This window comes from Enterococcus sp. AZ091, from assembly GCF_051714805.1.
In the GTDB taxonomy this organism is placed as follows: domain Bacteria; phylum Bacillota; class Bacilli; order Lactobacillales; family Enterococcaceae; genus Enterococcus_D; species Enterococcus_D gallinarum.
In genome coordinates, this window is record NZ_JBIOSO010000001.1 from 930,379 (window position 1) to 951,063 (window position 20,685).

Annotated in this window: 20 protein-coding genes and 3 pseudogenes; 5 read left to right on the top strand and 18 right to left on the bottom strand. The window is 39.4% G+C overall.

Annotation, left to right across the window (positions count from 1 at the left end; all coding sequences use genetic code 11):
* Positions 1-412: 412 nt before the first annotated feature.
* From IGJ28_RS04795 to IGJ28_RS04820, 6 genes are all read right to left on the bottom strand, one after another.
* Positions 413-1,276 carry a glycosyltransferase family 8 protein gene (locus tag IGJ28_RS04795; protein WP_438845227.1) on the bottom strand — a complete coding sequence of 288 codons (864 nt, stop codon included), beginning with the start codon at positions 1,274-1,276 and terminating at the stop codon, positions 413-415.
* Positions 1,277-1,524: 248 nt separating this feature from the next.
* Positions 1,525-2,835: an alpha-glucosidase/alpha-galactosidase gene (locus IGJ28_RS04800; RefSeq protein ID WP_138371372.1), complete on the bottom strand. Its 1,311-nt coding sequence runs from the start codon at positions 2,833-2,835 to the stop codon at positions 1,525-1,527.
* Between the two features lie 81 nt (positions 2,836-2,916).
* Positions 2,917-3,519, bottom strand: a complete 603-nt coding sequence (locus tag IGJ28_RS04805) for a YesL family protein (RefSeq protein ID WP_195957731.1) — start codon at positions 3,517-3,519, stop codon at positions 2,917-2,919.
* A 17-nt stretch (positions 3,520-3,536) separates the two neighbouring features.
* Positions 3,537-4,370, bottom strand: coding sequence for a carbohydrate ABC transporter permease (locus IGJ28_RS04810; protein WP_438845228.1), 834 nt, complete (start codon positions 4,368-4,370; stop codon positions 3,537-3,539).
* Positions 4,360-5,229, bottom strand: a complete 870-nt coding sequence (locus IGJ28_RS04815) for a carbohydrate ABC transporter permease (RefSeq protein ID WP_081131158.1) — start codon at positions 5,227-5,229, stop codon at positions 4,360-4,362. The genes IGJ28_RS04810 and IGJ28_RS04815 overlap by 11 nt, the downstream gene beginning before the upstream one ends.
* A gap of 28 nt (positions 5,230-5,257) precedes the next feature.
* The gene (locus tag IGJ28_RS04820; RefSeq protein WP_438845229.1) at positions 5,258-6,565 is read right to left on the bottom strand and encodes an ABC transporter substrate-binding protein; all 1,308 of its coding nucleotides are present in this window, start codon (positions 6,563-6,565) and stop codon (positions 5,258-5,260) included.
* Between the two features lie 546 nt (positions 6,566-7,111).
* Between IGJ28_RS04820 and IGJ28_RS04825 the strand changes: the two genes are divergently transcribed.
* Entirely contained in the window at positions 7,112-7,555 is a 444-nt protein-coding gene (locus IGJ28_RS04825) for a helix-turn-helix domain-containing protein (RefSeq protein WP_103300511.1), read from the top strand.
* Positions 7,556-7,777: 222 nt separating this feature from the next.
* Here IGJ28_RS04825 and IGJ28_RS04830 read toward each other — a convergent pair.
* The 10 genes and pseudogenes from IGJ28_RS04830 to IGJ28_RS04875 form a co-directional block, all read right to left on the bottom strand.
* Positions 7,778-8,083 (bottom strand): annotated as a pseudogene (locus IGJ28_RS04830) (ABC transporter permease subunit); the annotation flags it as partial.
* Between the two features lie 373 nt (positions 8,084-8,456).
* Positions 8,457-8,587, bottom strand: a pseudogene (locus IGJ28_RS04835) (IS30 family transposase); the annotation flags it as partial.
* A gap of 533 nt (positions 8,588-9,120) precedes the next feature.
* Positions 9,121-10,272, bottom strand: a complete 1,152-nt coding sequence (gene fucO, locus IGJ28_RS04840; protein WP_081131161.1) for a lactaldehyde reductase — start codon at positions 10,270-10,272, stop codon at positions 9,121-9,123.
* A gap of 96 nt (positions 10,273-10,368) precedes the next feature.
* The gene (gene rhaD / locus IGJ28_RS04845) at positions 10,369-11,175 is read right to left on the bottom strand and encodes a rhamnulose-1-phosphate aldolase (RefSeq protein WP_113849020.1); all 807 of its coding nucleotides are present in this window, start codon (positions 11,173-11,175) and stop codon (positions 10,369-10,371) included.
* Entirely contained in the window at positions 11,168-11,428 is a 261-nt protein-coding gene (locus IGJ28_RS04850) for a hypothetical protein (RefSeq protein ID WP_081131163.1), read from the bottom strand. The genes rhaD and IGJ28_RS04850 overlap by 8 nt, the downstream gene beginning before the upstream one ends.
* On the bottom strand, positions 11,400-12,752 hold the full coding sequence (locus IGJ28_RS04855; protein ID WP_081131164.1) for a PTS galactitol transporter subunit IIC: 1,353 nt from the start codon (positions 12,750-12,752) through the stop codon (positions 11,400-11,402). The genes IGJ28_RS04850 and IGJ28_RS04855 overlap by 29 nt, the downstream gene beginning before the upstream one ends.
* 6 nt (positions 12,753-12,758) lie before the next feature.
* Positions 12,759-13,040 carry a PTS sugar transporter subunit IIB gene (locus tag IGJ28_RS04860; protein WP_081131165.1) on the bottom strand — a complete coding sequence of 94 codons (282 nt, stop codon included), beginning with the start codon at positions 13,038-13,040 and terminating at the stop codon, positions 12,759-12,761.
* 22 nt (positions 13,041-13,062) lie between these two features.
* A complete protein-coding gene (locus IGJ28_RS04865; RefSeq protein WP_103300514.1) occupies positions 13,063-13,524 on the bottom strand; it encodes a PTS sugar transporter subunit IIA in 462 nt (153 codons plus the stop codon).
* Positions 13,521-14,378 (bottom strand): PRD domain-containing protein, encoded by an 858-nt coding sequence (locus IGJ28_RS04870; RefSeq protein WP_081131167.1) that lies wholly within the window; start codon positions 14,376-14,378, stop codon positions 13,521-13,523. The genes IGJ28_RS04865 and IGJ28_RS04870 overlap by 4 nt, the downstream gene beginning before the upstream one ends.
* Positions 14,379-14,637: 259 nt before the next feature.
* Entirely contained in the window at positions 14,638-14,799 is a 162-nt protein-coding gene (locus IGJ28_RS04875; protein ID WP_240190158.1) for a hypothetical protein, read from the bottom strand.
* A 466-nt stretch (positions 14,800-15,265) separates the two neighbouring features.
* Between IGJ28_RS04875 and IGJ28_RS04880 the strand changes: the two are divergent.
* Positions 15,266-15,510: pseudogene (locus IGJ28_RS04880) on the top strand (site-specific integrase); the annotation flags it as partial.
* A gap of 179 nt (positions 15,511-15,689) precedes the next feature.
* Here IGJ28_RS04880 and IGJ28_RS04885 read toward each other — a convergent pair.
* Together IGJ28_RS04885 and rpiA are read right to left on the bottom strand one after the other, a co-directional pair.
* Positions 15,690-16,274: a recombinase family protein gene (locus tag IGJ28_RS04885; protein WP_003127951.1), complete on the bottom strand. Its 585-nt coding sequence runs from the start codon at positions 16,272-16,274 to the stop codon at positions 15,690-15,692.
* 159 nt (positions 16,275-16,433) lie between these two features.
* Complete coding sequence (rpiA, locus tag IGJ28_RS04890; protein ID WP_021150630.1) at positions 16,434-17,108, bottom strand: ribose-5-phosphate isomerase RpiA; 675 nt, start codon at positions 17,106-17,108, stop codon at positions 16,434-16,436.
* A gap of 328 nt (positions 17,109-17,436) precedes the next feature.
* Between rpiA and rpsL the strand changes: the two genes are divergently transcribed.
* The 3 genes from rpsL (at position 17,437) to fusA (ending at position 20,552) form a co-directional block, all read left to right on the top strand.
* Positions 17,437-17,850 carry a 30S ribosomal protein S12 gene (rpsL, locus tag IGJ28_RS04895; RefSeq protein ID WP_003127956.1) on the top strand — a complete coding sequence of 138 codons (414 nt, stop codon included), beginning with the start codon at positions 17,437-17,439 and terminating at the stop codon, positions 17,848-17,850.
* 65 nt (positions 17,851-17,915) lie between these two features.
* Positions 17,916-18,386 carry a 30S ribosomal protein S7 gene (gene rpsG / locus IGJ28_RS04900; protein WP_003127957.1) on the top strand — a complete coding sequence of 157 codons (471 nt, stop codon included), beginning with the start codon at positions 17,916-17,918 and terminating at the stop codon, positions 18,384-18,386.
* 81 nt (positions 18,387-18,467) lie between these two features.
* The gene (gene fusA, locus IGJ28_RS04905) at positions 18,468-20,552 is read left to right on the top strand and encodes an elongation factor G (RefSeq protein ID WP_003127958.1); all 2,085 of its coding nucleotides are present in this window, start codon (positions 18,468-18,470) and stop codon (positions 20,550-20,552) included.
* Positions 20,553-20,685 lie beyond the last annotated feature (133 nt).

A 20,685-nucleotide genomic window follows, 5' to 3' on the forward strand; every position in this document is an offset into this window, starting at 1 on the left:
AAGAGGTCCCTCAATTTGAAAAACACGGTATACCGTGCTATACTGTTACTACAAATAGATAGTTCAAAGCTATAACCAAAAAGAGCCAATCGGGGGCAACCGAATTGGCTCTTTTCTTTCGTTCATCTATAGACTAGACAAACGTGAGGCTAGCTGTCTTTTTTGTCCTTGGAATCTAGCCATTTATTGATGTGATGGGCAACCACAGCAATCATAACTCCAAGTAAGACGTCAAATAGATAATTCATTCGCTATAACCTCCCTTCTTGCTGAGGTTTTCAGCCAAAAAAGGAAGACAGCAAAATTATTATAGCATAGTACCATTTATACCTTGTCATACTATTCAAAACGAGTTTAGGGGAATCTTCTGGATACTGCGGATCAAGGGGGATTATCGTTAGTCAACTGATTTTCATTGCAGATTCATACTTATCTCTTTTATCACATATAAATACTTCCAAAAGTCTTTTTCCCATTGATCTTGAACCGTTACATGTTCCCAAGGCATTGAATGTTTTTCGAATTCAACAAAATGCCTGATTTTCACGTTTTCTCTAGCCGCTATTATCAGATTCGCGACCCGTTCATTCTTGTGCTGGGCCCAGTCAAATAACCAATGATCATCTTTCTGATAATTGTATTCGTAAGGCAAGAATGTCATACTCTCTTCACACAAGATATTTATCGTTTGGTCCAAATATTGGTATTTATTCTCATTGATCATTTCTAAAATTTTATTCGTGGTGATCAGATTGTTATATGTTTCGACATTAAAAAGGATAACGCCTGAATTAACGTAATTTTTCATTGTCGCTACGCCGAACTGTTTTCCATAATCTTGATCATCGCTAATTGCGGAAAAGTAGAAATCTCTAATTGCAGCCATGGCTTTTTCTTGTGGAACTAAGGGAAATAACTTTTCAACATCTTCATAAACAATCGTATCGTTATCTAAGTACAAAATTTTCTTATATGAAGAAAAATAAGCTGGCACGAAAAGCCGCCAAAGAGTCACTTCTGGAAATCTGTTATTTTGATAATTTTTGATTTCTTTTATTTCTTCAGGGGGATTCCAAAAATGGATAATTACATTCTCTTTTTGTAAAGCAATAGGAATTTGTTTTATTGTGACCATATCTTTTTCCGTAACGTCTTGCACGATAATCAATATATCTAGAAGTGCTCCTTTATAGTTGTTAATCACTGATGTCACTGACACTGCTGTCAATTGAATATGCTTGCCTGTAACACAATACACTACTGCATGTTTACTCATATGTCCCTCCATCATTAAACCTCACTCTATATTTACTCATTGTCACATGCTTTTGCCTAAATATCCTAAAGTGTCCCGTAAATGGGACACTTTATCTGATACTCAGTAAAACCGCACTAAAAAGACGCTCCGCAAACAAATTTGCGAAGCGTCAGTACCTCTTTCTTAATACAATTTTGTTGCCTTTTATCGACGATTTCACTCATCCCAACTTCCAGCAACATGACAATATACTTTGGTCGCACTTTCTATTTGTACTCTGGCAAATAATCCCCATGGGCTTCAATCAATTCATCCACTAAGCAAGTAATTGCTTCTAAAGAGAGTTCCGAAGAGAGATGTGGGTCTAGGTAAGCGGCTTGATAGATCTTCGACCGATCGAATGTCAATGCGGCTTCGACGGTTAATTCTTGTACGTTGATGTTTGTCCGATTCAGAGCAGCCAATTGGGTAGGCAGTTGGCCTATATATGTCGGTTGAATGCCATTCTTGTCCACAAGACAGGGAACTTCCACACAGCAGTCTTCGGGAAGATTGGTTATAAGTCCTTTGTTCAAAACATTCCCTGCGATAACAGAAGGTGTACCAGTGACAATTGAATCCATAATGTATGACGCATATTCATTACTGCGGGTATGGGTCAATTCGCCATTCATTACAATACTTTCTCGCATCTGATTCCAGTCATTTATTTGATTTTCACAGCGGCGCAAATATTCATCCAGTGGAATATCAAAGTCATCGATCAATTCTGGGTACAATTTTTTTATAAAGTAAGGATGATACTCTGCATTGTGCTCACTGGATTCTGTGATGTAATAGCCAAAACGATTCATCAATTCGAAACGCACCGAATCTTGATGAGGATGTGGTTTTGCTGCTGCTAGTTCTCTGATTTTTGGATAAAAATCTTTCCCGTCTTTCGTTAATTCCAATAAGAAAGCCATATGGTTGATCCCCGCGATCTTCCACTGAAATTCCTCCGCCTGATATTGTTCTGAAATCCCAAGCTGTTTAAACAAATCGGACACACAAACTTGAACACTATGACAAAGTCCAACAGTTTTAATCTTCGTTGCTTTCAAGATACCCATGGTCAGCATCGCCATTGGATTGGTGTAATTTAGTAACCAAGCTTGCGGGCAGACCTCCTCCATTTCTCTTGCAAATTCTAGCATCACTGGCAATGTCCGCAAGGTTCGGAAAATCCCACCGATCCCCATGGTGTCACCAATGGTTTGCCTCAACCCGTATTTTTTGGGAATCTCAAAATCGATCACTGTAGATGGCTGGTAGCCGCCTACTTGGATGGCATTGATGACAAAATCTGCGCCTGTTAAAGCTTCTTTGCGATCCTGATAGGTTCGGATTTTTGCCCGACTATGGTTGGCATTTTTATTGATCGTTCTCAACATTAGCTCTGATTCTCTAAGTCGTTGTTGATCGATATCGTATAATGCAATATCGGCATGGGATAAACTTGGTGTCAGCATCGCATCTCCTAATACGTTTTTAGCAAATATCGTGCTTCCTGCACCAATAAATGTTATTTTAACCATATCTTTGCTCCTCTCAATCTGTTTCATATCTTTTCAAAAAACATAAACCGGCTATTTCCCAATTGATAACTTTTATTCCATCTATTGTTGTTCTATTTTTGCCTGTAACAAGACATAATTTTTCAGCACTAGATACATTGATACACTCCCAGAAAAGAACAGCAGGAACATCGGAAAGAGAAACCCTATACCGGCTATGAGAAGAAGGAAAATCAAGACTTTGGCTGTTTGAACTGGAAATGCCAACGCAAAGCAGCATGCCAAGAAAAAAGTCTGATACAGCGATCTTTTCCCATAGACACTGATAGGAAACACATAGACAAGCATGAATAACGTACCAATGATCGTCAACAGTATGGGGATGCGCAGACCGATAAAAAGCGGCTCTTCAGATGTTAAAACAAGCTGCAGATTGACCACTAAACTTCCGATAATCAAACTACAGATACTCCCAATGCCATTGCTGCGGAAAAACACTTTTTTATAGCAACTAAAAAACTGCTTCACGGTCCATTCAGTTTCTCCTTCTATGACAAACCCCTTCAGCATAATAAAACACGTCATCGTTGCTGGAAAAAAGCCGAAGATACCGATCCCTAAAAAGGTAAACCCTAACCAAAGAATATTCAGATACGCAAATTTCGCTATCCAGTCTAGATACTGTGCCAGTTGATTGATTTTCATTCACTCATCCTTTTTCTCTATCCCTTGATCCCTGTCAGTGTAATGCCTTCGATAATATAACGTTGGGCGAACAAGTAAACCAAAATAATCGGAATCACTGAAATCGTAGCACCTGCCATCATGTAGGACCAATTTGTCACATAGAGTCCTTTAAAGTTATTTAGCAACAAAGGAACCGTGAATTTTTCTGGCGTTGAAAGATAAATCAATGCATCCATGAAGTTATTGTACGTGCCCATAAAAATAAAGATCGTCATGGCCGCAAGCGCCGGTTTGATCAATGGCAATATGACACTCCAGTAAATACGAGAGATACTCGCACCATCCATCACTGCCGCTTCTTCTAACTCTTTGGGGATTCCCCGAATAAATTGCCTTAATAAGAAAACCGCAAAGGCATTAAGCAATGCCCCGGGAATGATCAACGGCAAATGCGTGTTTAACCAGTCCAACTTGTCCATGATCAAATACAATGGGATCATAGTGACTTGCTTAGGAATCATCATTGTCGCTAAAAACAGCAGAAACAGTACCTCGGAGCCTTTGAATCTCAGCTTTGCAAAGGCATAAGCAGCCATCGAACCAGTGAAAAGCTGGCAAACAACAACAATGATCGTAATGTAGAAGCTATTCCAATAGGCACGACCAAAAGGCATCGCCTGCAATGAATCAAGGTAATTTTGCCAAACAATTGGATTCGGGAACCAGACAGGCGGCAGTGCAAAAATCTGTGTCATATTTTTTAAGGAACTGCCGATCGTCCACAAAAAAGGAAAAACCATCAAAAAAGAACCGATTGCTAGTAATCCGTGTAGACACCATTTGCCTACGCTAATTTTCTTATTCTTCATAATGAACCCACCTTTTTTGTGCATAGAATTGAATCAATGTAAGGAGCAAAATCGCGACAAACAAGATGACCGCACCTGCTGCACTTGACCCAAAGCGAAAATCAATAAAGGCCTGCTGATAAATGTGATAAACAAGTGTATAACTGGCTTTCCCCGGACCACCTCGAGTAAGAACAAACGCTTGGTCAAACACTTGGAAGGAACTGATAATCGCCATAATAGACAGGAAAAACGTCGTTGGAGAAAGCATTGGCAATGTGATCTTAAAAAATTGCTGCACTTTGCTGGCACCATCCATTTGCGCGGCTTCATAATACGACTTGGAGATATTTTGAATACCTGCTAAAAAAATCACCATGTTGTAGCCTAGCTGCCACCAGATACTTAACACAGCGATCGATAACATCACGATCCTCGTATCTGTTAGCCAATTAGGTCCTTGGATACCGATCATCCCCAACACTTGATTCAATATTCCAATATCACCATTCAAAATCCACATCCACATAACAGACACAGAGACTGAACTTGTCACAACCGGCATAAAGAAGAACAAGCGATACACATTTTTTCCCGTGCGTTTATTCAAAGCTACTGCTAACACCAGTGCCAAACTCAGACCTATGGGAACAGTGAGTAAGGTATAAAGCAACGTATTGTATGTGGCTGTCCAAAAATCAGGATTAGCGAATTGATTGATATAATTCTGAATCCCTACAAACGTCCGAGCACCAAATCCATCCCATGACATGAAACTCAATCCAATCGCGATCGCTACTGGAATCAAAGAAAAAATAATCAGACCCACTAATTGTGGCGTTAGAAATAACCAGGCCCATTTTGTCGTGCGTTTGTTCATCCGACCACCTCCTTATATATAAGTATTTTTACGGTTGATTGGCTTCGATCAGTTCATTGGCTGTTTTTTCCAAGCGAACGACAGCTTCATCAAGTTCCAACTGCCCTAAGAAGAGCAAATCAAGAATGCTTTCTAATTGATCACTTAGTCCTGGCACCAATGCTTGCTTATCTTCTACTTTGCCGATATCTCTGGCATCAATTAAATACTTAGCATGTTCCGGTATCGCGGCACTTTCGATGATGTCATCCGCTGTCGTCACAGAAGGAACAGCATTTCCCTCATCTTCCAATCGATCCCGTTGCCCTTGCTCCGAAGTATAATAAGATAGAAAACGCAATGCTTCTTCTTTATTACTGGAATGATCCCCTACCGCTAAATACGCGGTTGCAATAAAACTAGGCTCAATTTGTTCACCTGTATTGGTAGGATAGGGAATATAATCAAATTCCAAGGCATCATTTTCGCTGAACATTGGCGTAAACCAACGTCCCGCCGACACAAAAGCTGTTTGATTGGACATAAACATGGCATCGCCACCTTGTCCTTCTGGCAAAGCACCTGCATAGATAAAATTCCCATCAACTACGTTTTGCGTCAAATACGCAAAAGTTTCTATACCTCGTTCGTTCTCAGGTAAAACAAATGAACCATCTTCGCCATACATTTCTCCACCATTTGACCACAGCCAGCTGAAGTAATGATGCGCACCATTTTCTAAGACATGACCATACTTCCCGCTAGCAGTAACTGTCTCATTTATCTTTTGGAAATTTTCCCACGTCCAGTTTCCAGATTCATATAATTTTTGCGGTTCGTTAGGATCAAGCCCAGCTTCTTCTAGGACTTTTTTGTTGTAATAAAGCAGCATCGGATTGGAATCGACAGAGACACCATAAATCTGGTTCTCTCTTCGAGCAGGTCCCCATATCCCTGGAGCAAAATCATCAATACTGACATAACTATCTTCAGATTTCAGGAAGTCTGTTAACTCAATAATTCTTCCCGTTGCGATCAATTGCGCCATTTGCACCTCCCCGACATAAAATAAATCCGGGGCTTGACTTCCTTGCAATTGCGTGAGCAATTGCTGCAAGTACGTATCACTAGGTGCAGGAATCAATTTAATGGTTACGTTTTCATTTTGTTTCATATAGGCATCAATCGCTCGTTGATAGACTTCTTGCTCAGCAGGATTTCCCCAGGCGGTCATCGTTAACGAAACTTTCCCCTCGTTATTGCCAGACTCTCCCTGTTTTGGTTCATTGGAACAAGCAGATAAAAACAAGATACTGACAAAACAGATTAACCCTAGCAAACTCATTTTCTTTCTCACGTAAATTCCTCCTTATAATTGTTTGGTTGAATATAAACTAAACCCTAAGACTTCCCGACATACATGGTTTGAAAATAAAGCGGTTAATGCTTACTAATCTCTCCCCTTTCGCTTACTACGATTGAAGTTTTATTACCGGTGCTTTTAGGAAAGTCTAAGGTGTGTTGTTAAAGTTTCAGCCGGTTCAATGTGAACATACTCTGTTGTATTTCATATGAATGATGAAACACCATCATTCGTTGATAGATTAGCGGCTGCAATTAACTTCTTTTTACCGAAGTGTTTTGACAACATTTACCTAAAAAAAGGTAATGACAACTAGTTTTTATAGAAATAGATGAGCCGAGTATGTTTCTAGAAGTATAAGTTTCTCTTTTCACCTAGTCCATAATGAGTATCATTCATATCGTATCTATTTCGTATACAAAATATCTTATCACAACAAAATAGATATTTGTATAAATATATCTATTTTATATACAAAACATACCTATTTTGTATTCTGTGATACGATTTTATAAAACAGGTACGTGAGGTGCATTACTGATGTCTCAACAAGAGAACTTATACGACTACTCAAAAATTGGGGAAAATGTGATTAATCTGAGAGAAAGCAAGAATTATTCCCAAGCTCATCTAGCAAAGCTAATGAACCTTAATAAAAATGTTCTTGGCAGAATCGAACGAGGTGAGCGTCCTTTAAGAGATACAGAGATTTTAAAACTAGCAGAAATATTTAATGTATCTACAGATTTAATTCTTGATAATCAAATCGAAATTGTACCCAATGTACAAGAGAATTTCTTAGACTATCGAAATAAAAGTCAAAAAGATATTTCTAAACAAACGGCTAAGTTTATTGAATATCTGAAAAAAGAACCTAACTTGACCTTCGCAGGAAAAGAGCTTACTAGTGAAGAACGAAAGAATATCACTATGGCATTTGAAGTGACGAGTCGTTTGATAAACGAAACCCTTGCACGAAAATAGACTACCCAGTTGACTGTAGATTGTGCCTTTAGGAAAAGCTCGGCAAAAATAGGTTTTCCTTACATACAGAAGTAAGAAGCACTCGAGAAAAGAATTTTTTTCTTGAATGCTTCTTGTTTTGTATACACGTTTTATTTTATATTTTTGATGCGTGATATTTTTTATACCTATTAAAGGTTAGACTTTACTTTCTACCATGATCATCCATTGAAATCAATTCACCTACTTCACCGATCCCAACATCCCAGCCACAAAATACTTTTGCAGCGAGAAAAAGACCACCATTGTTGGCAGGATTGCAATCACGATCGCCAGCATCATTAAGCCGTAATCTGGATTATTGGTGGCGCCGATGACAGAAATCATCAGAGGAAAGGTTTGCTTTTCTGGTGATTGAAGGGTGATCAACGGCCACAGGTAGCTGTTCCAACTATTGATGAAGGTAATGGTGGCAGCCGCTGCATAAGTTGTTTTCATAGTTGGCATGTATATTCGGAAAAACAAGACTAGTTCCGACAGGCCATCCATTTGCACCCCTTGTATGACCTTTTATTCTGCCATAAACAACAAGCGCGACTTTCGCCCATTTCCGTCAATAAATGGACGAATTGAGGGGAAATCTAAAACAAGGAAAGAAATAAGTAAAGGTCTACCTCCGCCTCCTGAATGGCTTAATTTTATTGGTAACACAACTCTTTAATTAAATCCGGCGTCAAATACGCCGATACCGGTGAGAAGTGAACTCGTTCGTTACCAGCCAGATTTTTTTCAGTAATAACCATATCGCCATTTTTAAATTTTCCTTTATAACTTTTGGCTGAGTAATTATAAAGATTTTTTGAAGCGTTAACATATCGTTCGATACGATGCGAATGAAATCGTAACTATAATTTTAATAATCCACTTCGTATCTTGTCTTGCATTCAGTCAGAGTCAATCGTGGTCCTTATCCGATTTCAAGCCAGCTGCAATGTCGATTTCCCAGTGACCAAACTCTTCCCGAATGTTTACTACATCTGTGATTGTTTCTCCAGTTTCATCTGATGATTTACATAGGCCATGAATTTTTGGACATAAACCCATTTGGGTTGCTTAATAGAGTTTAATAGAGTCTTGTCATATGCCGCCTTTCTAGCATCAGCAGAGTAGACGTAGTATTCAAATTCATAGACTTTGCCATTTTACTTTTGTTTACGAATCTGGCGAATGGTGCCATCCTTAATTTCTGTGTAAATTGTTTTGCGGCGCAACCGAGTTTATCCGCAATTTTGTTCCCAGACATTGGCTTGTCAAACGAGCGAAGTGTTTCGATTGTACAAGTTCCTTATAAGTCAGGTGTTTTCCTTTGAGTGGTCCTGTGGTATTTTCGGTTTGCGGCATCGCGATTTCATCCTTACTGATTATGTAAGAATTTCAATAATCCATGACATTTTGCGATGACATCTTTTTATTTTAGCAACTGGTTAAGTTCATTATAAAACTCGCCATATTAATTTATTTTTCAATGAAAGTAAAAAACTACAAACCATCCACAGACGATTTGTAGTTTTATAATACTATTTTCCTTACATCAAACTCTGATACAATTCAACAATCTCATCAACGTTGGTATCACGCGGATTACCCGGCGTACAAACATCCTTGAAAGCATCTTCAGCGATTTGCGCTAAATCTTCGGCTTTGACACCCAACTCAGAAATCGTTGCCGGAATGCCAACATCTTTACTCAATTGATCCACCGCGGCACAAGCAGCGTCACGGACTTCTTCGATTGACAAAGTATCAGCATTCTCAACGCCTAAAACGCGGGCAATGTCGCGATATTTTTCACCAGTGAAGTCTTTGTTATATTTCATAATCGTTGGCAATAATGAAGCACAAGCCACGCCGTGAGGAATATTATACCAAGCAGACAACGGATGCGCCATCCCATGAACTAGACCTAATCCAACGTTAGAAAAGCCCATACCAGCCACATATTGGGCCAAGGCCATATCCTCTCGCCCTTTTTGATCGCCGTTGACAGAATCACGTAAAGAACGGCCCACAATTTCAATCGCTTTGATATGCAACATATCCGTCATTTCCCAAGCACCTTTAGTGATGTAGCCTTCGATGGCGTGGGTCATAGCATCCATACCAGTTGCAGCACAAAGTCCTTTAGGCATCCCCATCATCATGTCGCTATCAATGAACGCCACGATTGGGATATCGTGAGGGTCAACACAGACAAATTTACGGTGATTATTTTCATCAGTAATTACATAGTTAATTGTCACTTCAGCAGCTGTTCCGGAAGTTGTTGGTACCGCCAAAATTGGCAGACATGGATTTTTCGTATCGGCAACACCTTCTAAGCTAAGTACATCGGTAAATTCTGGGTTGGTCACAATGATACCGATGGCTTTGGCTGTATCGATTGGTGAACCGCCACCAATAGCGATGATGCAGTCCGCACCAGAATTTTTGACAAATTCCACGCCGTCTTTAACGTTTTGAATAGTTGGATTTGGCACGATGGCATCGTAGACTTCATAATCAACACCCGCTTGATCCAATAATTCAATAACTTTTGTTGCTACTTCAAATTTGATCAAGTCTTTGTCTGTGATGACGCAAGCTTTCTTGAAACCACGTGCATTAAATTCATTAGATACTTCACCGATGGCTCCTTTACCATGATAAGATACTTCGTTTAAGATCATTCTGTTTGCCATTTTCATACACTCCTTGTTATATTTCTCACAATACGTTCAATAAAAGTAGTATAGTAGGAAGCTTAAAACTTCCTACTATACAATACCTTAATCATGCTATGCTTTAATAATGCCTTCTTTTGGTGTAATGTTAAAGAATGCACACAATTCTACCAATTGTTCATCAGTGATGCCTGTGGTAATACGTTTGTCAACGGTTTCCATGTAGATTTTTGCTGCCTTATTGACTGTTTCAATCAAGCCAAAAGCGTCGTTCAAACTACTACCGGAAGCTAAAATACCGTGGTGCGCCCAAACAACAATGCGGCAAGTTTCCATTTTCTTAGCAGTGGCTAAGCCGATTTCTTCATTCCCGCAGACCATCCAAGGTAAAACGCCAACGCCATCGGGGAAGACTACGATACATTCAGTAATCATCGACCACAATGTCCGAGTAAATGAGGTGTCGTCCAATTCATGAACGAAGGTCATTTCGGAAATTTCAGTGGCATGATTATGGACGATAACGCGATGTTCCGGATCTGCTTTCAAGCGTGTACCATGTGACAATAAATGCATGTAAATTTCACTAGTTGGTTTGTTATCATTAGCAAAACCAGCCACGATCGTGTAACCATTTTCTTCTACTCGAATGACACCGACTGTACTTTCGACATCATCACGAACTAGACGGAAGTTACTACCTGATGCAGTGATAACGATATACTTGCCCACCATGTTTTCTGGAATACTGACCATTTCGTAAAAACGTCCGTTTTCATCAATATCTATTTCCTTTACTTCATCGTCAAACAGGATATAGCTGATGTTCCCGCCATTTTTTTCATCCCAGCCCATGTTCCACATGGTGTAAGTTAAATCTGCTAGTTCTCTCACTACTTTGTGATCTTTATAGTCAGCCATTTTTCTGATATCTCCTCTTTTTTTCTACATATTCCTGATGTTTCTGATCCCATTCTTCATCATACTTTTTGAACAAAAGGTCATAGCCGTATCGCTTGATAACCAATACAAGCACTAAGGCTAATAAACTTAGAAACCAGTCATTTGCTAAAAATCCATAAATCAATAGTCCCATGTCGAATAAAATTACTGTAATCCAAAACAATTTTTGTTGGACAATGGTTTTATTCATTTTCCATACCAATGGTTGCATTGTATTTTTTCTTATTTTGATACATGATGTAGAACAATGCTAACCAACCTACTAATAAAACAATGCTGATGATATTGCCAGAAAAGGCCGTTGAGAACAAGTAACGAATGTCTGGACCTTCAAAAGTACTCCATGATAACATTTTGCCTTTATCAACAGTAGCTGCCCCTGTTTCATTAGCTAAACGAGTGATGTATGGTGCAAAATAAGTCGCGCCGTACAAGAATAGTGGTGCTGAAATGACACCGTGGAAGATCATCCGTCCTAAGTTAGCATCAGTTAACAACAACGCGCCAATTACAAAAGATAAATTGATAATACCGGCAAATGGTAAAACTTGGTTACCTGGTAAGACGATTGCCATTACTAGCAACACTGGGATTGTAATTATTACCGCTACCCATAATTCATTACGACCTGCCAAGATTGGCCAGTCTAAACCGATGAAGACTTCTTTGCCTTCGAATTTTTTCTTCATGAAATCAGAAATTGCTTCTGAAATTGGTGACAATGCTTGTGAGAATAATTTAGAAACCATTGGGAACAAGGTCAAAGCAGTAGCTGCTTGAACCGCTAGTTGTAAGGCACCTGCTACTCCATATCCTGATGCTAAACCTAGCAAGAAACCAATGATGGCACCCATCACTGAGTTTTCACCAAAGATCCCAATTTTTTCTTTCAATGAATCAGCATCCATTGGTTTGTTAAAGAATGGGATTTTTTTCAATAATTCATCGATTGGGAACAAGATGGTCGTAATCAAAGTAACAAAGTGAGGAACAGTTACCCCTGGAATCCCTGTCAATTTTTCAACTTCTGGTCCCCAGATATCGCCAGCTTTCAATTCAAGAATGATTTGGATAGAAGCAGCTACAAAGCCCCAAATTGCGCTACCGGAAATGTAAGAAACCATTACTGCTGTAAAGATTTTATTCCAAACATTCCACATATCAACGTTCAATGTTTTTGTTTGGTTCAAAGCCAGCAAGATGATGTTAATCCCAATGGTTAACGGAAACATCAAGAAGGCATAGGGCCAAGCCCAAGAGATGGAAGCCATCCCTGGCCAACCACCATCAACAGCTGGCAAGCTAATGCCAGTATTTTCTGCTAATTTCTGAGCGGCATCCCCCATGGAAGTCATCATGTAGTTAATCAAGATAGACATCCCAGTAAAAGCAATCCCTAAGGTCAAGGCAGAACTAAAGGCTTCAGAGAACTTCATCTTCATACACAAGCCGATGATTAACATCAAAGCTGGCACGAAAACGGCTGCGCCTAAGTCATTTAAGATGAAATTAATAACTGTTTGTAATGTTTCCATGTTTGATTAGCCCTCCTGAATAAGTTTGATGATTTTTTCGATTTCTTGGTCTTGACCCATACCTGTCAAGAAAGCAATTCCGTTAAAGACTGGAATATCGAATTCTTCTTTAGTTTTAACAATCGATACATAGGCATCGGCACCTTTAATATGGTGTTTCAATGATTTGATATCCACAGCTTCAACTTCAGCTGGAACCTTTCTTTCTTTTAATAATTTAGTAATCTTTGAAGCTACTGTTTGTGATGTTGCGACACCTGAACCACACGCTACGATAATTTTTTTCATGATAATTTTTCCTCCAATTTTTTTATAGATATTGATTAATAAGTGCTGTAATTTCTTCAATAGTTGTTGCTTTTTCATATTTCTCTACGAATGATGGATCAGCAAATGCGCCCATCAATTCAGCTAACAAACCCACTTGTTTTTTAGGGTCTTTAATCCCTAATACCAAAATATCTTTGACAGGTACCACAACGTCATCTGTACCCATTTGATAAAAATCAATGGGGTTACTTAAGCGGTTCACAGCTACGAAAGCTTCTTTTACATGAACCACATCAGTATGAGGAATGGCTACGGCGAAATTTTCCAATTGCAATCCTGTGGGATAATTATTTTCTCGTTCAGAAATTGCTGCTTTGAAGGTTTCTTTGACAACATTCTGTTCCAATAACCGATCTGATACTTGACTAAAGAAATCTATTTGGTCTGCTGCTTGCATGTTCAAGGCCATTAACTCTGGTTTAAACAGTTCTTTAAAACTCACTTTTCTTTCCCTCCTTCCTCACTAACAATTCTGACTAAATGTAATAAAAGATAAAAATCTTCTGAGTTACCAAAATTCATTTGATGGTCTTCTTGTAGCATCGTTTTAATCTTGTATAATATCTGGTTTTCAAAAGGATACAAACTTAACGCCAGCGTGTATAATTGCTGGAATTCTTTGTCGTTGATTTCATTCTTTCGCTGGCTGCTGTTCAAGTTACGAATGACAAAGTAACGTAGGTGGATAATGAAACGAGAAAAGTCGATGGATTCTCGCTTCAAAGGATGTCCTAGTTCTTGTTCCACCAGTTCCGCAATTTCATTTAAAATATCACTCAGCTCAACTACATTGCTCATTTCACCTTGATCAATCAAAGCATTCACAAAATGTAGCGTAAAAAACGAAACCTCCGCTTCTGGCAAATTCAATTGATACGATTTATTCAAGTAGTTCACCGACCACTCAGCTACCTGATGCTCTTTCGGATAGAGATACTTCAACTCATAGTGAAAAGGTTGGAAAATCTCTATTTGACCCGCGTACTTTTCCTCTAAAAACTGGATATGGCTAGCTAATGACAAGATAAAGTTGCCGGTAAACGCTTTTCCCAGTTCCATTTGGGCGTGTTCTGTCACCTCTTCTGCCATTTGGATGCTTTCTTCATCGATATCACCTAAAAGGTTTAAGAGATCAGTGCGCTCCGGCGCCATTTGGTAAACTTTGCTTACTAGAGCTTCATTTACTGGATCTCCCTTTTTCTTACCAAAGCCAATTCCTTTTCCGACGACGATACACTCGGATCCTTCATAGCGAACCAGTAAAGCATTTTGGTTCAATGATTGAAGCACTTTCATTTTCTTTATGCACCTCCTGTATGAACCTCCTGTACGCACCTCCCGTCAAAAAAAATCAGGCATCATCAATAAACACTCCTAGCGTTAGATATAACGCCAAAATCCTTATTGATGATGCCTGATTGAACAGTTACACTCATCTAGTATTTAGTTTGTTATCATTTACAAGAACTATAATATCATCTTTTTTGAAAACGTCAACATTTTAGCGAAATTATTTTTTACATAATTTTAGCATCTTGATAAAAAGACTGTTTTATCAAGGGTTTACCACTAAATACTCAACAGGATATTTCTTGTATTTAAAATAGTATTCCCGATTCCACTGATAAAATTTTCGAATCACCCGACAAGGATTATCATAAATCAAGACACCATCAAGACTATCGCGAGTCACAACACTGCCGGCACCGATCACCACATCAGAGCCAATAGTTACCTTTGGTAAATCGAGCTATTAGCCCCAATTCAGTAATTATCACCCATAACTAGGCGTGCCACCTTCAGCTTTTAGCTCACGCCGCAAATAAGTATCTAAGGCGTAGTCCAAGCGCCGACATTTGGCGCAATCAAGACATCATCACTGATAGTAATTGGTGCAATGTTTAATGGGGTGCAAGACTACACGTTTTTTTGATTTATCAATTAGGAGCAGCCAAAGGAGAAATCTATCCACTAGTTTGGTCAGATGTGAATTTCAATAAAAGTTGATTTCCCTCATGTATAAATTGGTAAAAAATAAAGATACTGAGAAATGCGAGCATGTAAAAGAAATGAAAAACTCCTATCGCTTTCGAACCATTCTAGTAGTTGATTCCATCATTGATCTACTGACAACATGGAAAAAGGTGCAATTTAATAAACTACAACAAATCAATATTTTCCCAACTTTAGCTAGACAGTCTGGCATTTCTTTCGAGCAGATTTCAGAAGCGCTCACACATAGCGATACCACAATTACAAAAACTTATGTAAACACACCAAACGTCATAAAAAATGCCCGTTGGTGAGATTGCTTATCGCAAATTAGCTCAAAATGGTACTGTCTTGAATGGTGTCAATAGTGGTGTCAACAATGAAAAAAGACGCTTCACAAACTAAATTGCGAAACGTCTTGAACGTTGATGTATAAGAGATATTAACGTTTTGAAAACTGTGAAGCTTTACGAGCTTTCTTAAGACCTGGTTTCTTAAAAAAAGAAACAGAAAAAAACGTCTTTCTTCAAGACGTTCTTTTTTATTTCTGAATCATTTTGTCTGACAGGATCGGCGCACAGAAAAAAAGATGAAGCACCGGATTCAGACAAGTGATTAATGACTGTATACTTTATCCAATTCTTCTTCTGAAAGTTTTATGTATTTATAGCAGGTTCCGACAGAAACACCGCATTTTGTGGAGATGAATTGAATCGTCTCTTTTTTATCGTAATAAAGCTGGCGAATTTTTTTGATGGTTTTTGGATCGATTTTTGGACGTCCGCCAATTTTGCCGTTCTTTCGGGCATTGTTCAATCCGACTAATGTCCGTTCTTTGATTAAGGCTTGTTCCATCGCTGCCAAACCTTCCATTAAATTGAAATAAATCGCCCCCATGGGTTCTCTCGTATCGATGTTTTCTGCTAGAGAAACTAGGTGAAGGTTTCTTTTTCTTAGAAGATCTGTCAATTCAGTTAATTGCCGGGTTGTTTTACCTAAACGATGAAGTTCAGAAACAACCAGCGTTTCCCCAGACTGCATACGAGCAATCACAGATTCTAATGAGTGGTTATCACAGTTTTCTTCGTAGGCATAGGTTTCGTGGAACAATTCTGTACAACCAAATTCTTTTAGTTTGTTTAATTGTTCACTTGATTCTTTATCAATAATTGTTGTGCGAGCATAACCGATGACTTTCATAGCCGCTCCTTCCTATTCTTTTTTATTTGAATGTAGCATAAATGAGGCATAAATGATAGAGAAAACTTGCACAAAAATGAATTTAACTCTAGAAAAATGAAGAAAAATACGTAGAACCTCGAACAAAAGGAGCACTTGCTCCTTTTGTTGCTAGAGGCATCAGCGAACGCTGCGGGTCTCAGGTCCATCATCTTGTCCAATGATGATCGTATGGACCATATCCAAGAAGAGCCCGTGCTCTACAACACCGACGGTTTGATCTAGTTCATGAGCCAATGCAACTGGTTCATTGATGGTTTGTAGATGAAGATCAATGATGTAATGACCGCAATCAGTTTTTAGCGGCGTGCCATCTTCGGCTAGGCGAAGGACAGGGTGATAGTTTTTTTCTGTAAACAATCGCATCAATTGCTGACTGCCATAGGGAATCACTTCTACAGGTAATGGGAATGCACCTAATTTTTCAACGATCTTTGATTTATCAACAATCCAAAGAACTTTTTTAGAGTAGGTTGCGACGATTTTTTCAAAAAGCAGTGCGGCACCGCCACCTTTGATTCCATGATAGTCTCCGCTAATCTCATCTGCACCATCGATCGTTAAATCGACACTTGCCACTTCATCGATCGTTTTGACCGGGATCCCTAACGATTCTGCTTGTTTTTTTGATGCCCAGGATGTTGGTACACCAACGATCGACAAGTTTTCTTCTTTCACTCTGCGCCCCAATTCTTCGATCATGTAATACGCAGTTGAACCAGTTCCTAAACCGACGACCATACCGTCAGTGACATAGCTGGCCGCTTCAATACCGACCATCTCTTTTAGATTCATTATTGACCCACCTCTAATAAAATACTATTTTCATCTTTATTATATAGTAAGAAGAAGTAAAAAGGAGGCGCAAGGGAGAGTTTTTTTATAAAATTTTGGCAGTTGCTCCTTTCATAAAAAATCATTGGAGAGATGGTTGACAGAGTCTTTTTATCATGGTATTCTATCAAAGGTGCTTTATCTACAGGTCTCTCGTTGGAGACGTGCTGACTGTTTATCAAAGCATATTTGATAAGAATGCAGAGAATGCATTATTTTTTATCGCAAAAAAAGAACCACCTGGATGTGTGGAACTATAAAGCGAATCAAGGAAGGAGGAAAACTAGGGATGCCTACAATTAATCAATTAGTACGTAAACCTCGTAAATCCAAGGTTGAAAAATCAAATTCACCAGCATTGAACAAAGGATACAACAGTTTCAAAAAAGCTCAAACGAATGTTAACTCACCTCAAAAGCGTGGGGTAGCTACTCGTGTGGGAACTATGACACCGAAAAAACCGAACTCAGCTCTACGTAAATATGCGCGTGTTCGTTTGTCAAACTTGATTGAAGTGACAGCTTATATTCCAGGTATCGGTCACAACTTGCAAGAACACAGTGTGGTATTGCTACGCGGTGGACGTGTAAAAGACTTACCAGGGGTACGTTACCATATCGTTCGTGGTGCATTGGATACTGCCGGTGTTAACGATCGTAAACAATCTCGTTCTAAATATGGAACAAAACGTCCTAAAGCTTAATTTTGATTCAAACTACAAATGAAACTATTTAATCAGAACTGATATTTCGGAAGGAGGAGTTACGGATGCCTCGTAAAGGTCCTGTTGCAAAACGTGATGTTTTACCAGATCCTATTTATAACTCAAAATTAGTAACTCGTTTGATCAACCGTGTAATGGTTGATGGTAAACGCGGTGTTGCTGCAAATATTATCTACAATGCTTTTGGCATTATCAAAGAATCTACAGGAAATGATCCATTGGAAGTTTTCGAACAAGCAATGAAGAACATTATGCCTGTATTGGAAGTTAAAGCTCGCCGTGTCGGTGGTTCTAACTACCAAGTCCCAGTTGAAGTTCGTCCAGAACGTCGTACAACTCTAGGTCTTCGTTGGGTGGTAAACTACGCTCGTTTGCGTGGCGAACACACAATGGAAGAACGTCTTGCGAAAGAAATCATGGATGCAGCAAACAACACTGGTGCTTCTGTGAAGAAACGCGAAGACACACACAAAATGGCGGAAGCCAACCGCGCATTTGCTCACTATCGTTGGTAAGATCCTCACTGCTTTTTATTGGAAGGTACTGAGACAACCTTAGCTTAGGTTTAAGTAAGAATGAGAGGGGAACAACCTAGAATGGCAAGAGAATTTTCGCTAGAAAAAACTCGTAATATCGGGATCATGGCCCACGTTGACGCTGGTAAAACAACGACGACTGAACGTATCCTTTATTACACAGGTAAAATCCATAAAATTGGTGAAACACATGAAGGTGCTTCTCAAATGGACTGGATGGAACAAGAACAAGAACGTGGGATCACGATCACTTCTGCTGCGACAACTGCGCAATGGAAAGAAAACCGCGTAAATATCATCGACACTCCTGGACACGTGGACTTCACAATTGAAGTACAACGTTCACTACGGGTTCTTGACGGTGCTGTAACAGTATTGGACTCACAATCTGGTGTAGAACCACAAACTGAAACAGTTTGGCGTCAAGCGACAGATTACCGCGTACCACGTATCGTATTCTGTAACAAAATGGATAAAATCGGTGCAGACTTCTTATACTCTGTATCTACTTTACATGATCGCTTGCAAGCAAATGCTCACCCAATCCAATTACCAATTGGTGCGGAAGATGACTTTACTGGTATCATCGATCTAGTAAAAATGAAAGCTGAGATCTATACAAACGATTTAGGAACAGAGATTCAAGAAACTGAAATTCCTGAAGAGTACAAAGAATTAGCTGAAGAATGGCGCGAAAAATTAGTTGAAGCTGTTGCAGATACTGACGAAGAGCTAATGATGAAATTCTTGGAAGGTGAAGAAATCACTGAAGAAGAATTGAAAGCTGGTATCCGTCAAGCGACATTGACTGTTGAATTTTTCCCAGTTCTTTGTGGTTCAGCCTTCAAAAACAAAGGGGTTCAATTGATGTTGGATGCAGTCATCGACTACCTTCCTTCACCACTTGATGTTCCTGCAATCAAAGGGATCAATCCTAAAACTGACGAAGAAACTGATCGTCCTGCTGACGATGAAGCACCTTTTGCTTCACTAGCATTTAAAGTAATGACTGACCCATTCGTAGGTCGTTTGACATTCTTCCGTGTGTATTCAGGTGTCTTGAACTCTGGATCATATGTCTTGAATGCTTCAAAAGACAAACGCGAACGTATCGGTCGTATCCTGCAAATGCACGCGAACACTCGTGCAGAAATCCAAACAGTTTATTCAGGCGATATCGCTGCAGCTGTTGGTTTGAAAGATACAACAACAGGGGATACATTGTGTGACGAAAAATCACCAGTTATCCTTGAATCAATCGAATTCCCAGAACCAGTTATCGAAGTAGCTGTTGAACCTAAATCAAAAGCTGACCAAGATAAAATGGGTGTGGCTTTACAAAAACTTGCTGAAGAAGATCCTTCATTCCGTGTAGAAACAAACGCTGAAACTGGCGAAACTGTTATCGCAGGGATGGGTGAACTTCACTTGGACGTCCTTGTTGACCGTATGCGTCGCGAATTTAAAGTTGAAGCAAACGTTGGTGCGCCTCAAGTTTCTTACCGCGAAACATTCCGTGCTTCTACGCAAGCCGAAGGTAAATTTGTACGTCAGTCTGGTGGTAAAGGTCAATACGGTCACGTATGGATCGAATTTACACCAAACGAAGAAGGTAAAGGCTTCGAATTCGAAAACGCAATTGTCGGTGGTGTGGTTCCACGTGAATACATCCCAGCAGTTGAAAAAGGACTTGAAGACTCAATGGCTAACGGTGTTCTAGCTGGTTATCCATTGGTTGACATCAAAGCCAAGCTTTACGATGGTTCATACCATGATGTCGATTCAAGTGAAACAGCCTTCCGTGTGGCAGCTTCAATGGCTTTACGTGCTGCAGCGAAGAAAGCTAATCCAGTGATTCTTGAACCAATGATGAAAGTTGTTATCACTGTTCCTGAAGATTACTTAGGTGATGTTATGGGACACGTAACTGCTCGTCGTGGACGTGTTGAAGGTATGGAAGCGCATGGTAACTCACAAATCGTTAACGCGATTGTTCCATTGGCTGAAATGTTCGGATATGCAACAACACTTCGTTCATCTACTCAAGGACGCGGTACTTTCATGATGACATTTGATCACTATGAAGATGTACCTAAGTCTGTTCAAGAAGAAATCATCAAGAAAAACGGCGGTAAAGCTGAATAATTGATGAACAAATGCGAAATTCAGTAAAAAGCTATATTTTTTATGAAGTTTCGTGTACAATATTATCGATGATAAGGGATGGGGGGCTTCGCGCCCTCTACCTATCAAATATAAAAAAATAAACTGTATTTTT